The sequence below is a fragment of the Enterobacter sp. MGH120 genome (assembly GCF_001037725.1).
GTDB lineage: Bacteria > Pseudomonadota > Gammaproteobacteria > Enterobacterales > Enterobacteriaceae > Enterobacter > Enterobacter hormaechei_C.
Window position 1 is genome coordinate 2,278,701 of record NZ_KQ089940.1, and the last position, 16,072, is coordinate 2,294,772.

At 57.8% G+C, this 16,072-nt stretch carries 14 protein-coding genes; 13 read left to right on the plus strand and 1 reads right to left on the minus strand.

Translation table 11 applies throughout. From position 1 onward, the window contains the following. The first annotated feature begins 1 nt into the window (after position 1). Positions 2-2,011, plus strand: a complete 2,010-nt coding sequence (gene cheA / locus SK54_RS10725) for a chemotaxis protein CheA (RefSeq protein WP_017384416.1) — start codon at positions 2-4, stop codon at positions 2,009-2,011. A 19-nt stretch (positions 2,012-2,030) separates the two neighbouring features. Further along, a complete protein-coding gene (gene cheW, locus SK54_RS10730; RefSeq protein ID WP_003859699.1) occupies positions 2,031-2,534 on the plus strand; it encodes a chemotaxis protein CheW in 504 nt (167 codons plus the stop codon). Positions 2,535-2,630: 96 nt separating this feature from the next. Here cheW and SK54_RS10735 read toward each other — a convergent pair whose 3' ends face one another. Next, the gene (locus tag SK54_RS10735) at positions 2,631-3,890 is read right to left on the minus strand and encodes a dicarboxylate/amino acid:cation symporter (RefSeq protein WP_045341288.1); all 1,260 of its coding nucleotides are present in this window, start codon (positions 3,888-3,890) and stop codon (positions 2,631-2,633) included. Positions 3,891-4,317: 427 nt separating this feature from the next. On the opposite strand from SK54_RS10735, the gene SK54_RS10740 reads away from it, so the two are divergent. From SK54_RS10740 to cheZ, 11 genes are all read left to right on the plus strand, one after another. Beyond that, entirely contained in the window at positions 4,318-4,890 is a 573-nt protein-coding gene (locus SK54_RS10740) for a Csu type fimbrial protein (RefSeq protein WP_015570264.1), read from the plus strand. A 7-nt stretch (positions 4,891-4,897) separates the two neighbouring features. After that, positions 4,898-5,446, plus strand: a complete 549-nt coding sequence (locus tag SK54_RS10745; protein WP_017384414.1) for a Csu type fimbrial protein — start codon at positions 4,898-4,900, stop codon at positions 5,444-5,446. Between the two features lie 16 nt (positions 5,447-5,462). After that, positions 5,463-6,224: a fimbrial biogenesis chaperone gene (locus SK54_RS10750; RefSeq protein ID WP_015570266.1), complete on the plus strand. Its 762-nt coding sequence runs from the start codon at positions 5,463-5,465 to the stop codon at positions 6,222-6,224. After that, entirely contained in the window at positions 6,200-8,584 is a 2,385-nt protein-coding gene (locus SK54_RS10755) for a fimbria/pilus outer membrane usher protein (RefSeq protein ID WP_048247154.1), read from the plus strand. The genes SK54_RS10750 and SK54_RS10755 overlap by 25 nt, the downstream gene beginning before the upstream one ends. Then, a complete protein-coding gene (locus SK54_RS10760) occupies positions 8,581-9,543 on the plus strand; it encodes a Csu type fimbrial protein (protein ID WP_048247156.1) in 963 nt (320 codons plus the stop codon). The genes SK54_RS10755 and SK54_RS10760 overlap by 4 nt, the downstream gene beginning before the upstream one ends. An 86-nt stretch (positions 9,544-9,629) precedes the next feature. Continuing rightward, the gene (gene tar / locus SK54_RS10765; RefSeq protein WP_048247158.1) at positions 9,630-11,297 is read left to right on the plus strand and encodes a methyl-accepting chemotaxis protein II; all 1,668 of its coding nucleotides are present in this window, start codon (positions 9,630-9,632) and stop codon (positions 11,295-11,297) included. 44 nt (positions 11,298-11,341) lie between these two features. Next, the gene (gene tap / locus SK54_RS10770) at positions 11,342-12,943 is read left to right on the plus strand and encodes a methyl-accepting chemotaxis protein IV (protein ID WP_048247160.1); all 1,602 of its coding nucleotides are present in this window, start codon (positions 11,342-11,344) and stop codon (positions 12,941-12,943) included. A gap of 19 nt (positions 12,944-12,962) precedes the next feature. Continuing rightward, positions 12,963-13,829 (plus strand): protein-glutamate O-methyltransferase CheR, encoded by an 867-nt coding sequence (gene cheR, locus SK54_RS10775; RefSeq protein ID WP_017384409.1) that lies wholly within the window; start codon positions 12,963-12,965, stop codon positions 13,827-13,829. Continuing rightward, positions 13,826-14,875: a protein-glutamate methylesterase/protein-glutamine glutaminase gene (locus SK54_RS10780; RefSeq protein ID WP_014884341.1), complete on the plus strand. Its 1,050-nt coding sequence runs from the start codon at positions 13,826-13,828 to the stop codon at positions 14,873-14,875. The genes cheR and SK54_RS10780 overlap by 4 nt, the downstream gene beginning before the upstream one ends. A 17-nt stretch (positions 14,876-14,892) precedes the next feature. Then, positions 14,893-15,282 carry a chemotaxis response regulator CheY gene (gene cheY, locus SK54_RS10785; protein ID WP_000763862.1) on the plus strand — a complete coding sequence of 130 codons (390 nt, stop codon included), beginning with the start codon at positions 14,893-14,895 and terminating at the stop codon, positions 15,280-15,282. 10 nt (positions 15,283-15,292) lie between these two features. After that, entirely contained in the window at positions 15,293-15,937 is a 645-nt protein-coding gene (cheZ, locus tag SK54_RS10790; protein WP_003859718.1) for a protein phosphatase CheZ, read from the plus strand. Positions 15,938-16,072 lie beyond the last annotated feature (135 nt).

Here is a 16,072-nt window from a genome sequence, read left to right on the forward strand (position 1 = left end):
CGTGAGCATGGATATTACCGATTTTTACCAGACATTTTTTGATGAAGCCGACGAATTGTTGGCCGATATGGAGCAACATTTGCTGGATCTGGTGCCCGAGGCACCGGACTCAGAACAGCTCAATGCCATCTTCCGTGCGGCGCATTCCATTAAAGGCGGAGCCGGAACGTTTGGATTTACCATTTTGCAGGAAACCACCCATTTAATGGAAAACCTGCTGGATGAAGCACGACGCGGTGAGATGCAGCTCAATACCGACATTATCAACCTGTTTTTGGAAACGAAAGATATTATGCAGGAACAGCTCGACGCCTATAAAAGTTCGGCAGAGCCTGATGCCGCCAGCTTTGAATACATCTGCAACGCGCTGCGTCAGTTAGCGCTGGAAGCCAAAGGTGAGGCGTCTGCGCCCGCTGTCCCTGCGGCAAAACTGAGCGTTGTTGACGCCGTGGCCGAACCCGATACGGCGCCTGACGCGCCCGCAGGAAAACTGCGCGTGGTACTGTCACGTCTGAAAGAGAACGAGGTCAACCTGCTGGAAGAGGAGCTGGGGAACCTGGCGACGCTCAGCAACGTGGTGAAGGGCAAAGACAGCCTGGCCGCGACGCTCGACGGCGGGATTGGCCAGGATGACATCGTGGCGGTGCTCTGCTTCGTGATTGAAGCGGATCAGATTGCGTTTGAAACCGAGGCGGCGGCCGTTGAAGCGCCTGCTCCGGCAGAGAATACCCCTGCGGTAGTTGCCGCTGCCCCGGCCCTGAAAGCCGTGCCAAAAGAGACGGCCGCTCCGGCCCGCGGTGAAAAACCGGCGGCGCGTTCCAGCGAGTCCACGAGCATTCGCGTGGCGGTGGAGAAAGTGGATCAGCTGATCAACCTGGTGGGTGAACTGGTCATCACCCAGTCGATGCTGGCCCAGCGCTCCAACGAGCTGGACCCGGTGACCCATGGCGATCTCATCACCAGCATGGGCCAGTTACAACGTAACGCCCGCGATTTGCAGGAATCGGTGATGTCCATCCGCATGATGCCGATGGAATATGTCTTCAGCCGCTTCCCGCGCCTGGTGCGCGACCTGGCCGGCAAGCTCAACAAACAGATCGAACTCACGCTGATGGGCAGCTCCACCGAGCTGGACAAGAGCCTGATTGAACGCATTATCGATCCGTTAACGCACCTGGTGCGTAACAGCCTCGACCACGGCATCGAGCTGCCGGAAAACCGCGTAGCAGCTGGAAAATCGCCCGTGGGCAACCTGATCCTGTCAGCGGAACATCAGGGCGGCAACATCTGCATCGAAGTGACCGATGATGGCGCCGGCCTGAACCGCGAGCGCATTCTGGCGAAGGCGATTTCGCAGGGAATGGCGGTTAACGAAAACATGACCGACGAAGAAGTGGGCATGCTGATTTTTGCCCCGGGCTTCTCAACCGCAGAGCAGGTCACCGACGTTTCCGGCCGCGGCGTGGGCATGGACGTGGTGAAACGTAACATTCAGGAGATGGGCGGTCACGTTGAGATCCAGTCTAAGCAGGGCGCGGGCACCACGATTCGTATCCTGTTGCCGCTGACACTGGCCATTCTTGACGGCATGTCCGTTAAAGTGGCGGACGAAGTCTTTATTCTGCCGCTGAACGCGGTGATGGAGTCCCTCCAGCCGCGTGAAGAAGATCTGCATCCGCTGGCGGGCGGCGAGCGCGTGCTCGAAGTGCGCGGCGAGTACCTGCCGCTGGTGGAACTGTGGAAAGTGTTTGAAGTGGACGGGGCAAAAACCGAGGCCACGCAGGGTATCGTTGTGATCCTGCAAAGCGCCGGACGCCGCTACGCGCTGCTGGTCGATCAGCTGATTGGTCAGCATCAGGTGGTGGTTAAGAACCTGGAAAGTAACTACCGAAAAGTGCCGGGGATCTCTGCTGCCACCATCCTGGGTGATGGTAGCGTCGCGCTGATCGTCGATGTATCGGCACTTCAGGGATTAAATCGTGAACAACGTGTGGCGAACACAGCCGCCTGATTAAGTAAAAGGTAATAACATGACCGGTATGAGTAACGTAACGAAACTGGCGGGCGAGCCATCTGGACAGGAATTCCTGGTTTTCACTTTAGGTGATGAAGAGTACGGTATCGACATCCTGAAAGTGCAGGAAATTCGCGGTTACGACCAGGTAACGCGCATTGCGAACACGCCAGCGTTTATCAAGGGTGTGACCAACCTGCGCGGTGTGATTGTGCCTATCGTGGACCTGCGCGTGAAGTTCAGCCAGGGCGATGTGGAGTACAACGATAACACGGTGGTGATCGTCCTGAATCTGGGGCAGCGCGTGGTGGGGATCGTGGTGGATGGCGTGTCTGATGTGCTGTCGCTGACCGCCGATCAAATCCGTCCTGCGCCGGAGTTTGCGGTCACGCTGTCGACGGAATACCTGACGGGGCTGGGTGCGCTCGGCGAGCGTATGCTGATTCTGGTGAATATTGAGAAGCTGCTGAACAGCGAAGAGATGGCGCTGCTGGATATCGCGGCGAATCACGTAGCATAAAACAAAGCCGGGTGGCGGCTTCGCCTTACCCGGCCTACAAATGGCTCGAACACGTAGGCCGGGTAAGCGTCAGCGCCACCCGGCTCTTTTGTATCCTTACGCCTCCTGCTCCACCAGCGCTGATTCCGCTTCCCGCGCCCCTTCATTCTGCGACAGCATCGCCGTCGCAATCCCGTTCCCCAGCACGTTAATGGCCGATCGTCCCATATCCAGGAAATGGTCAATCCCCATCAGCAGCAGGATCCCGGCCACCGGAATGTTAAAGCTCGGAATAGTTGCCGCCAGCACCACCAGCGACGAGCGCGGTACGCCCGCAATCCCTTTCGAGGCCAGCATCAACGTTAACATTAGCACCGTCACCTCGGTGAAACTCAGGTGAATGTTGTATGCCTGGGCGATAAACATCGAGGCGAACGAGCAGTACACCATGGAGCCGACCAGGTTAAACGAGTAGCCGATCGGCAGGACGAAAGAGGCGATATTACGTGAACAGCCGAAGCGCGCTAACTGCTCCAGCGTTTTCGGGTATGCCGCTTCTGAGCTGCTGGTGGTAAACGCGACCAGCACCGGATCTTTCAGCATCGCCACCAGACGGAAAATCTCATTTTTCAGTACCATGTAACCTACCGCCAGCAATACCAGACAGGTCAGAAGGATCGCCACATAGTAACCGCCAATGAACGAGGCATAGTTCAGCAAAATGCCCAGACCCTGAGTGGCAATCACGGACGAAATCGCGGCAAAAATGGCCAGCGGCGCAACGTACATCACGTAGCCCGTCACTTTCAGCATAATGTGGGAGACCACATCCAGCGCCGCCACCAGCGGGGCGTTGAATTTTTGACCTAATGACGCGCCGCCGATGCCGAAGAACATCGAGAAGACCACAATTTGCAGGATCTCATTGTTCGCCATCGCGCCGGCAATGCTGGTTGGAATGGTGTGTGACAGGAAGGCTTTCAGCGACATCCCGCTAACGGCCAGGCCGGTATCAACCGTCTCTGTCGGAATGCTCAGGTTCAGACCGCTGCCGGGTTGTTCAAGGGTAACAATAAACAGCCCCACCAGAATGGAAAGCACGGATGAGCTGATAAACCACACCATCGCTTTACCCCCGACGCGTCCAATCGTCGACGTTTCACCCAGCTTCATAATGCCCACCGTCAGGGTGCTGAACACCAGCGGGGCAATCACCATCTTAATCAGCCGCAGGAAAATATCGGTCAGCAGGGTGATGTTCTCCGACCAGGCCTGTATCGCGTCGGGCGAAGCATACTCATGGATTGCCGCACCTGAAAGAATGCCCGCCAGCATGAAAATCACGATGAAGAGCGTGAGTTTGTTTGCACTTGCCACAAAAAGATCCTCTATGCGCTAAAAGAGTTTCCTGCGTCAATGCATACAAAATTTTTATTTAAGCGCAGGAAAATATTCGGGGCATAAATTGAAGTAAAGCTGCGTGAGTTACAACTTGTTTTTAATTTTTATGAAATTCGTTGTTTTTACAATGACGATATATTGTGATGCGGATCACATTACAGGCGATATATCCTCAAATTAAGCAAGAATAATGCCCGTTTTATTTTGCTAACTCTTTGTAATGTTTGTTAATAATCTGTTAATTGGAGGGCGGGTGTCTCACCTTCGCTGAAAGTGGTTGAAGCGTGAACCATAAACTAAATTCTCAGTAACCGCGCCGGGGAATGTTTAAGCGGGGCTAACATACTGAACAGTATGAATAAAATAGGGTAAGCGGACCATTATTTCTTCTGGAGGGTGGTAAATGAAAAGAACACTTCTTTTTATCTGCGCGGGTACACTGCTGACGGCGGCGACTGTCGGTCAGGCGCTGGCAGTCACCAGTAGCGGTACTATCGGGGCGACGCTGACGTTGACGAACGGTTGTTTGATCAACGGCTCGCCAACGCAAAACGGCATTAACTTCGGGACACTCGATTTCGGGACCCATCCTGCGACATTCTCCACCCTGACAACCCAGTTAACCGGGGCCAGCGGCGGAAACACCTTTACCATTCAATGTACCACTGCCAGTTACACGGTGGCGATCACCGGCAACACCAACGCGACCGCACCCGGAACCGTTGTCGGCACCCCCGGCACACCCGCCCGCTATCTGGTGAACACCGCCAATGCGGCACAGGGCGTGGCATACAGCCTCTATAGCGACAGCGGGTACAACAACGTTATCGCTAACAACGCCGCGTTGCCCGTAGCTTCCACAGCGGGCGGGGTGAACAGCTATACCCTCTACGGGCGCATAACGGGCGGCGGCAATAGCGTAACGGTTGTACCGGGAACCTATACCGACACGATTAACGTCAGCGTCACCTACTGATTCAGCCATGAAGGCATTGTGTTTATGTCTGCGCGAAAGCGCAGAGGGCGTCGTGCACCCTTTTTTGGCCCTGCTCGTCGGGCTGATGATGATCTGCGACGCCGGGGCGGTGACCTCCCAGTCCTTCAGGGTGAGCGCGACGGTAGTACCAGGGTGCTCGGTGAGTACCGGCACGGGCGGGCGCTTTGGGACGCTGGATTTTGGAACCCGTAACGGCGTGGACAACACGCCGGTCAGCACCAGCTTTGTCGCCGACGGTGCGTTGTCCATCGCCTGCACGCCGGGCGTGGCGCTGAGCATGAGCATTGACGGCGGCCAGAATTACAGCTCGGTGCGACGGATGACGCGTTCAGGTGGGACCGAAGTTGTTGGTTACCGGCTTTACAGCAGCAGCTCTCTGGCGGCGAACAGCGAAATTGGGGTTAACCAGGCCATACCGATTACCTATACCAACAGCAATAACATCGCGCTGCCTCTTTTTGGCGTCGCGCTCCTGACGGGGTTTAGCCTGCCGGGAACATATTCAGATCAACTCACCGTGACCTTGTCATGGTAGGAAAGGGAGAACATCGATGAAGCCATTTTTCAGGCGATCAGGCCTGGTGGGTCTGTTGGGGGCAACGGCTCTGGCAGCGGGCCAGGCGCAGGCAGCGGCAACCATTCTTTTGTGGCCGATCGATCCGTGGCTTTCGGCAGAGGCCAGAGCAACTGAATTGTGGATCCAGAATCAGGGCAACAGCGCCACGACAATGCAGGTGCGTATTGTGCGCTGGAAGCAGGAGGGAGGATATGAGCGTTACACCGCCCAGCAGGATGTGGTCGCCAGCCCGCCGATCGTGACCATCGCCAAAGGCAGTAAACAGCTTATTCGCTTGATCAAGCAGGGGACGATCCCGTCGGGGGTTGAGCAGGCCTACCGCATTATTGTGGATGAAATTCCCCAGCCGGATGCCAAAGCGGAACCGTCCATGGGCCTCAAACTGCAAATGCGCTATTCCATTCCCTTATTTGTTTATGGGCAGGGGATCCCCACCCTCAACGAAGGGGCGCACCACGCGCTGGCGAATACTCAACAGCTGAGCTGGCGGGTCGTTCAGGAAGGGGGGAAACCCGCGCTTCAGGTCCGTAATCAGGGGGATGTGCACGTCCGGCTCAGCCAGGTTGCGGTTGAGCAGGGCGGGCAAAAACGCACGGTTGCGGAGGGGCTGCTGGGCTATGTGCTGCCAGGCAGCACCCGAAGCTGGCCGCTTCCGGCAGGGATTTATCAGCCGAACCGGATGAGCGCGCAAATTAATGCCAGGGATACGCAATGGCAATCGACGCCCGTCAACTGAAACCGGCGATGATGATCCTGCTTTGCGTCAGTACCAGCGCCTTTGCCGAAACCGGCGACGACAGTTTACCGCCGCCGCCGGATGCACGGACGATAAACGGCGAAGCAGTATTCCAGCTCGCCCTGGTGCTGAACCACTATGACACGGGTCTGGTGGTGCCGGTGACGCAGCGTGAGGGCGCCTGGTTTATTTCGGGCGCGGATTTGCTCCGCGCCGGGCTGCCGCCCGCGCATGTGCCAGCCGGAGAGGTGAATCTCTCGACGCTTACGTCGATACGCGCAGAGTACGACAGTACGGCCCAGCGCCTGTTGCTGACGGTCCCCCGGGACTGGGTCGCGGCGCGGATCACGCCGTTCAGCGAACAGAGCATGCAAAGCAAACCGCACTATGGCCGCGGCGCGCTGCTCAATTACGACGTTTATACCAACCATTCCGAACACACGGGCGGCCAGGCATCGGTATGGCACGAGTTCCGCTATTTCAATGAGGATTATTCATTTTCATCGACGGGTTACGCCCGGCAGAATTTCACCGGTAACAGCGGGCAGCAGGAAGGGTACGTGCGTTATGACTCTACCTTACTGATCACCAACGAAGAGGATGCCACCACCTGGTCCGCCGGGGACGTCATCAGCGATGCGCTGAGCTGGAGCACCAGCGTGCGCATGGGCGGGATCAGCTACGGGCGCGACTTCTCCCTGCGTCCGGATCTGGTGACCTGGCCGCTGCCGGCGTTTTCCGGCGAGGCGGCTGTCCCGACCTCGGTCGATCTCTTTATTAATGGCTACCGTTCCGGCTCCACCCGCCTTCAGCCGGGGCCGTTTACCCTCACCAATCTGCCGTATATCAACGGTGCCGGGGATGCGGTACTGGTTACCACTGATGCGCTGGGTCGTCAGGTGAGTACCACGCTGCCGTTTTATGTCAGCAGCGATCTGCTTAAGCAGGGGTTAAGCGACGGCGCCGTGACGCTGGGCAGCCTGCGGCGTAATTACGGTATTGAGAATTTTGACTATGGCCCGGCGGCGGGCAGCGGATCGTACCGCTACGGGGTGACCGACTGGCTGACGCTGGAGGGGCATGCTGAAGGGGCGGAGTCGCTGGCGCTTGGCGGCGCGGGCACGGTACTGAAGCTCGGGCGTTTTGGCGTGGTAAATACCTCGTGGACCCAAAGCCGCATGCGCGGCGATAGCGGCGGCCAGATAAACTGGGGCTATCAATACAACACCAGCGAGTTTAGCGTAGCGACCCAGCATACCCGACGTGATCGTGGTTTTGGCAATCTCGCCCTGTACGATCAGCCCACCGTTTATGATGAAAATGATAACCCCGTTGCCAGCCTGAGCCGCAATACCGACCAGTATTCCTTAACCTTTAACCTCGGCGGATACGGCAATATCGGCGCGGCGTGGATCGGCGTTGAGAGTTTTGACAGCCAGAAAACTGAGCTGCTCAACCTCTCCTGGAGCCGTAATATGTGGGGCTCAAGCAGTATTTATCTGGCTGCCAGCCGTGACCAGCAGCGGGGCGACTGGACGGTTGCGCTGTCGTTGCAGGTTCCCCTCGGCGAACGTGACAGCGCCGCCGTCACCTTTGAAAACACCCCTGACGCAGGCAGCACTCAACGCATTAACTACAACCACTCGATGCCTTCAGACGGCGGATTTAGCTGGAACATGGCCTGGGCCAACCAGTCGCGGTCGAGTAACTATCAGCAGGCCACGCTCGGCTGGCGGAATAACAACGTGGAGCTACAGGGCGGCGGCTACGGTGAGAAGGGCATGATGACCTGGTGGGGCGAGGCGATGGGCTCTGTCGTGCTGATGGACGGTGAGCTGTTTGCGGCGAACAAAATCAACGATGCGTTTGTGGTGATCAGCACCGACGGTCATCCGGATGTTCCCGTCAGCTACGAAAACCAGCCGGTCGGAAAAACCAATAACAAAGGCTATCTGCTGGTGAGCGGCGTTTCCGCCTATTACCCGGCAAGTTACCGCATTGATACCCTGAACTTACCCGCGGATACCCGGCTGAAAGAGACCGAGCGTCGGGTGGCGATTCGTCGGCATAACGGTTATCTGGTGGATTTTCCGATGGAGCAGGAGCGGGTTGCCAGCGTGATCCTGCACGATGCGCAGGGCAATGCGATCCCGGTAGGAAGCCAGGTCAGACGCGCGTCCCGCAGCAGCGCGGTTGTCGGCTACGACGGCCTCGCCTGGCTGGAAAACCTCAACGACGTGAATCCGCTCGAGGTCATCACCCCGGAGGGTAAACGCTGTACGGCAACGCTGACCGTTGGCGCAAACCCTGAACATAAGCTGCAAACCTACGGTCCGCTGACCTGTCGGGAGGCGCCGTGAGACGCCTGTTAATCGCGCTCCTGCTGCTGTGCTCCGGCGGCAGCTGGGCGGCCTGTACCGTCAGTACGGTGAATGCCTCGTTTGGCAGCGTCACCTCGTTCGCACTCAGCGGCACCGGGGAAGTGGAAACGACGGGCACGCTGGTGGTGACCTGCGATACCGTTCTCAACCTGTTAACCAACGACTCGGTGACGCTGAATTACACCTCGGCATCCGTCTTCGCGAATAGCCGGGCGACCATGAAGCGTACGGACAACGCGGCTATTACCGATGTCATCCCTGCGCGGCTGTGCGGGGCGTCCGGCTGCGGCGGAAACAGTGAAATACAAATCAGCAAAGCCTATACCTGGAGCGGAAACACGCTGCTCGGGCTGCTGGGTTCAAGGCGCTACAACATTCCCCTTTATTTCCGGACCGTAATGGGGCAGAACGTCACCGCCGGGCCGTATCAGGTGTTGTTAACGTTCAGCATTAACTACAACGTGTGCGCCGTTAGCGCGGTCGGAGCGTGCCTGACCCCGCAAACCGGCACGGCAACCACCTCGATCCTCCTCAACATGACCGTCACCAACGATTGCAGCACCATGACCACGCCGGACGTGAATTTTAACAGCGCGCCGCTGGTGCAAAATTTTCCCACCGTTTCACAGTCGGTTGCCGTCACCTGCACCAAAGGCAGCACCTACACCATAGGCATTAATAATGGGGCAAATGCCCTGAACAACGTGCGTCGTATGGTCAGCGGCAGCAACTTCATGAGTTACGACATCTACAAAGAGGCGACCAGCAACCGCTGGGGTAGCAGCGGCAGCGAGCGCTGGGCCAGCGCCAGCTCATCGCAGGTCAGTACGGACGGGCTTTTACGTACCTACAACTACACCGCCAAAGTTCTGACCAGCCAGGCCACGCCGCCTGCCGGAACCTACACCGACACGCTGATTGTCGACGTCGCGTTCTGACCCTCCGCGCTTTTCCCTTTCGCAAATGTAAAGTTCCTGTGGCCTGTGCCGATAACACCGTTAATAAATCTATGAGAAGGTGTTGTATGTTGAACCGTATCCGCGTTGTCACAATGCTTATGATGGTGCTGGTCATTTTCGCACTTCTTCAGCTTATTTCTGGCGGCCTCTTTTTCTCGTCGTTAAAACAGAACCAGGACAGCTTCGCGGCCTCGAACGATTTGCGAATGCAGCAAAGCGAACTGACCACGACCTGGGATCTGATGTTGCAGACGCGTATCAACCTGAGCCGCTCGTCTGCCCGCATGATGATGGACCCGAATAACCAACAGAGCAGCGCAAAAACGGAACTGCTGAAGAATGCGCGCGCCACGCTGGCAGACGCGGCGAAACATTACGACGCCTTCAAAAAAATCGCCCCTCAGCCAGCAATGGCGCAGGCGAGCGTGAACATAGATGAAAAATATCAGGCCTACTTCGCCGGCCTCACGGAGCTGGTACAGTTCCTGGAGCAGGGCAATATGGACGCCTATTTCGCGCAGCCGACCCAGGGAATGCAGAACGCCCTCGGCGCGGCGCTCGGCGAGTACGCCAAAGCCAGCGGCGAACTTTATCACTCCGCCTTTACGCAAAGCCAGAACGACTACCGTTTCGCGAAATGGCAGATGGCGGTTCTCGCCCTCGCGCTGGTCATCGTGCTGGTGGCCGTGTGGTACGGCATTCGTCATATCCTGCTTAACCCGCTTGGCCGCGTCATTGCCCATATCCGTGATATTGGCCGGGACGATCTCACGAAAACGCTGACCGTTTCTGGGCGCAATGAGATCACCGAGCTGGCAACCAGCGTCGACCATATGCAGCGTTCGCTGATTGATACCGTCGCCAACGTGCGCGAGGGGGCGGATGCCATCTATACCGGCACGAGTGAAATCGCGATGGGCAACAACGATCTCTCGTCCCGTACCGAACAGCAGGCATCCGCACTGGAAGAGACGGCGGCCAGCATGGAGCAGCTCACCGCGACCGTGAAGCAGAATGCCGACAATGCCCGCCAGGCGTCGCAGCTTGCAGAAAGCGCGTCCGACACCGCCCAGCGCGGCGGTCGGGTGGTCGACGGCGTGGTGAAAACCATGCATGACATTGCCGACAGCTCGAAGAAAATCGCCGACATCATCAGCGTAATCGACGGTATCGCCTTCCAGACCAATATCCTGGCGCTGAACGCGGCCGTTGAAGCGGCGCGTGCGGGCGAGCAGGGGCGCGGGTTTGCCGTGGTCGCCGGCGAAGTGCGTAACCTCGCCAGCCGCAGCGCCAATGCGGCGAAAGAGATCAAAGCCCTGATTGAAGACTCTGTTTCACGCGTGGATACCGGCTCGGTGCTGGTGGAAAGTGCGGGTGAAACCATGAATGACATCGTGAATGCCGTGACGCGCGTGACGGACATCATGGGTGAAATCGCCTCTGCATCGGATGAGCAGAGTCGTGGTATTGACCAGGTCGCCCTGGCGGTATCGGAAATGGATCGTGTGACGCAGCAAAACGCCGCCCTGGTGCAGGAGTCCGCTGCCGCGGCCGCTGCGCTGGAGGACCAGGCGAGCCGCCTGAAAATGGCCGTCTCGGCGTTCCGTCTTACTTCAAAAACGACAAATACGGTCAGCTCGCGGTCGGCGTACAGCGAAGCAACCCCGGCGCCCGTGACAACACGTACGCGCGCAGCGGTGACCGGACAAGATGAAAACTGGGAAACATTTTGACTGACAATTAAACCGCGGCTGCTTGCCGCTTGATGGGAGCGTGGATGTTAAATCGTATTCGTATCTCGACCACACTGTTTTTGATTCTGATCCTGTGTGGGGTTTTGCAGGTTGGCAGTAACGGGTTGTCTTTCTGGGCGTTTCGCGATGGCTATCAGAATTTGCAGGAAGTTGAGACGAGTAATCAGCAGCGCTCCGCACTGGCACAAACGCGTGCCGTGCTGTTGCAGGCAAGCACTGCGCTGAACAAAGCAGGGACGTTAACCGCGCTGAGCTATCCGCCGGAGGATATTAAGGCGCTGATGGTCGTGGCCCGCAGCAGCCTGAAGCAGGCCGACGCGCAGTTTAAGGCCTTTACGGCGCAGGAGGCGGTCAGTGAGAAAGAGAAAGCGCTGAAAGTCGCCATGAAAAAGACCTTTGATGTGTGGTACGGCGATCTCGACCATCAGGCGACGTGGCTGGAGAACAACCAGCTTTCTGACTTCCTGACCGCGCCGGTGCAGGCGTCTCAGGCGGCGTTCGACGGCAGCTTTAACGCCTGGCAGCAGGATATTAACCAGTTTGTGGCGCGTGCCGGTGCGGACAGCCGTACCAGCTACCGCATGTCAGGGGCGATTTTCCTGACCATGGTGATCCTGGCCGCCCTGCTGACCGGCGGCTCGCTGTGGTGGTCGCGCAAAATGATCGTCCAGCCGCTGGCCATCGTCAGCAGCCACTTCGACAGTATGGCGAAGGGCGATCTGGCGCGTCCGGTGGCCGTGTATGGCAGGAATGAAATATCAGCGATTTTCGCCAGCCTGAAGGCGATGCAGGGGTCGCTGCGGGAAACGGTAAGCAACGTTCGCCAGGGCAGTTACGCCATGCATGCCGGGATCTCCGAGATTGCGGCAGGCAATAACGACCTCTCATCCCGCACCGAACAGCAGGCGGCATCGCTGGCGCAGACGGCGGCCAGCATGGAGCAGCTGACCGCGACCGTAAGCCAGAACGCCGATAACGCGCGTCAGGCGTCCGACTTGTCAAAACAGGCGGCGATGACGGCGAAACGTGGGGGCGATCAGGCTTCTCACGTCGCCAGCACGATGCAGGAGATTGCCGCCAGCTCGCAGAAAATTGGCGACATTATCAGCGTCATCGACGGTATCGCGTTCCAGACCAATATTCTGGCGCTGAACGCGGCCGTTGAAGCGGCGCGTGCCGGGGAGCAGGGGCGCGGGTTCGCGGTGGTTGCCGGTGAAGTCCGAAACCTCGCCAGCCGCAGCGCCAATGCGGCGAAAGAGATCAAAGGGCTGATAGAAGAGTCGGTCTCCCGCGTTCAGCAGGGCTCCGCGCTGGTGGATACCGCCGCGCAGACCATGCACGAGATTGTCACCTCCGTGACGCGGGTTAACGACATTATGGGCGAGATTGCCTCGGCGTCTGATGAACAACGCCGTGGTATTGAGCAGGTGGCGCAGGCCGTTACACAGATGGATCAGGTTACGCAGCAGAACGCCTCACTGGTGGAAGAGGCGGCGGCGGCTACCGATCAGCTGGCAAACCAGGCGGATCACCTTACCGGGTTGGTCGCCGTATTTAATGTGAAAGAGCACGTTGAAGCAGTAACAGAAGTCGGACGGTCACAGGCCGTGCCCGTTGTATCCTGAATGTGATTAAGAAGGCGCTATGACATCACCCATGCCCTCAGGGCAAACGTCATTATTGTTGCAGATGACACAGCGCCTCGCGCTGTCCGACGCGCATTTTCGTCGGATATGTCAGTTAATCTACCAGCGTGCGGGGATCGTGCTTGCGGACCATAAGCGAGACATGGTCTACAACCGGCTGGTGCGGCGCTTGCGTACGCTGGGGCTGGATGATTTTGGCCGCTATCTGAGCATGCTCGAAGCGAACCAGAACAGCGCCGAATGGCAGGCATTTATCAACTCATTAACCACCAACCTGACCGCGTTTTTCCGCGAGGCGCATCACTTCCCGGTGCTGGCGGAACACGCCCGTCGCCGTAGCGGGGAGTATCGCGTCTGGAGCGCGGCGGCCTCTACCGGGGAAGAGCCGTACTCGCTGGCCATCACCCTGGCGGACACCCTGGGCATGGCGCCGGGCCGCTGGAAAGTGTACGCCAGCGACATCGATACCGAAGTGCTGGAAAAAGCCCGTAACGGCGTTTATCGCCAGGATGAGCTTAAAACGCTGTCTCCTCAGCAGCTACAGCGTTACTTCATGCGCGGTACCGGCCCGCATGAAGGACTGGTGCGCGTACGCCAGGAGCTGGCGAACTGCGTGGAATTTGCTCCCGTTAATTTACTGGATAAGCAGTACAACGTGCCGGGGCCATTCGACGCCATTTTTTGCCGTAACGTGATGATCTATTTTGATAAAACGACGCAGCAGGACATCCTGCGTCGCTTTGTTCCGTTGCTCAAGCCTGACGGTTTACTGTTTGCCGGGCACTCGGAAAACTTCAGCAACCTCGTGCGTGAGTTTAGCCTGCGTGGGCAAACGGTATATGCGCTGAGTAAGGAAAAAGCATGAGTAAAATCAGGGTATTGTCTGTCGATGATTCGGCGCTGATGCGTCAGATCATGACCGAAATCATCAATAGCCACAGCGATATGGAGATGGTGGCGACAGCGCCCGATCCGCTGGTCGCGCGGGATTTAATCAAAAAATATAACCCCGACGTGCTGACGCTGGATGTTGAAATGCCGCGCATGGATGGCATCGATTTCCTGGAAAAATTAATGCGCCTGCGCCCGATGCCGGTGGTGATGGTGTCATCTCTGACCGGTAAAGGTTCAGAAATCACCCTGCGCGCGCTGGAGCTGGGGGCGGTGGATTTTGTCACCAAGCCGCAGCTCGGCATTCGCGAGGGGATGCTGGCGTACAGCGAGATGATCGCCGAGAAGATCCGTACCGCGTCGCGCGCAAAACTCGCGGCCCACAAGCCGATGGCAGCTCCGGCAACCCTGAAGGCAGGGCCGTTACTCAGCTCGGAAAAGTTGCTGGTCATTGGGGCGTCAACCGGAGGAACAGAGGCAATTCGCCATGTACTCCAGCCATTGCCGCTCTCAAGCCCGGGTATCCTGATTACGCAACATATGCCGCCAGGGTTTACCCGTTCGTTCGCGGAGCGCCTGAATAAGCTGTGTCAGATCAGCGTGAAAGAGGCGGAAGATGGCGAGCGCGTGCTGCCGGGTCACGCCTATATCGCCCCGGGTGACAAGCACATGGAGCTGGCGCGCAGCGGGGCGAACTATCAAATCAAAATTCATGACGGGCCGCCGGTTAACCGGCACCGTCCGTCGGTGGATGTGCTGTTTCATTCGGTGGCGAAACATGCGGGGCGCAACGCCGTTGGGGTGATCCTGACGGGGATGGGCAACGACGGCGCCGCCGGAATGCTTGCGATGCACCAGGCTGGTGCCTGGACGATTGCGCAGAATGAAGCAAGTTGTGTGGTGTTCGGCATGCCGCGCGAGGCCATCAATATGGGTGGCGTAAGCGAAGTGGTCGATCTTAGCCAGGTAAGCCAGCAGATGCTGGCGAAAATCAGTGCCGGACAGGCAATACGTATTTGACTCAGGAGTATTATTTTATGGCGGATAAAGAACTTAAGTTTTTGGTTGTGGATGACTTTTCCACCATGCGTCGCATTGTGCGCAACCTGCTGAAAGAGCTGGGCTTCAACAATGTTGAAGAAGCAGAAGACGGGGTGGATGCGCTGAACAAACTCCAGGCTGGCGGGTTTGGTTTTGTGATTTCCGACTGGAACATGCCGAACATGGACGGTCTCGAACTGCTGAAAACCATCCGCGCGGATGCGGGCATGGCCTCTTTGCCGGTGCTGATGGTGACCGCAGAAGCGAAGAAAGAGAACATTATTGCCGCTGCACAGGCGGGCGCAAGCGGCTACGTGGTGAAGCCATTCACCGCGGCGACTCTGGAAGAGAAGCTCGGGAAGATCTTCGAGAAACTCGGCATGTGAGGTGATGGATATGTTGCAACCTGCTATGAAACCCGTTGAAGAACATTCGCCGAGCGACATTATTGCCCGCATTGGTAGCCTGACCCGCATGCTGCGCGACAGCCTGCGTGAGCTGGGGCTGGACCAGGCTATCGCCGAAGCGGCGGAAGCCATCCCTGACGCGCGCGACCGTCTGGACTACGTCGTACAGATGACCGCGCAGGCGGCCGAGCGTGCGCTGAACAGCGTTGAAGCCTCGCAGCCGCACCAGGATGCGATGGAGAAGGGGGCGAAAGCGCTGAGCAAACGCTGGGATGAGTGGTTTGAGAACCCTATTGAGCTGGCGGATGCCCGCGAACTGGTAACGGATACCCGTCAGTACCTGGGTGACGTGCCGGGGCACACCAGCTTCACCAATGCCCAACTGCTGGACATCATGATGGCACAGGATTTCCAGGACCTCACCGGCCAGGTGATCAAGCGCATGATGGATGTGATTCAGGAGATTGAACGTCAGCTGCTGATGGTGCTGCTGGAGAACATACCGGAACCGGCTGCCCGTCCGAAACGCGAGAACGAAAGCCTGCTCAATGGTCCACAGCTTGACACCAGCAAAGCGGGCGTGGTGGCAAGCCAGGATCAGGTGGACGATCTGCTGGACAGTCTTGGTTTCTGATTGCGCGTTCTGCCTCAGGTCGTTAACGCGGCCTGAGGCAGCTCAGAATAAAAACAGCGAAAAGAGCCCGAATAAACGGGCTTTTCCCGCCATTGGATTTTCTCTGCGCTGGCATGATACCCGTGAATTAATGGG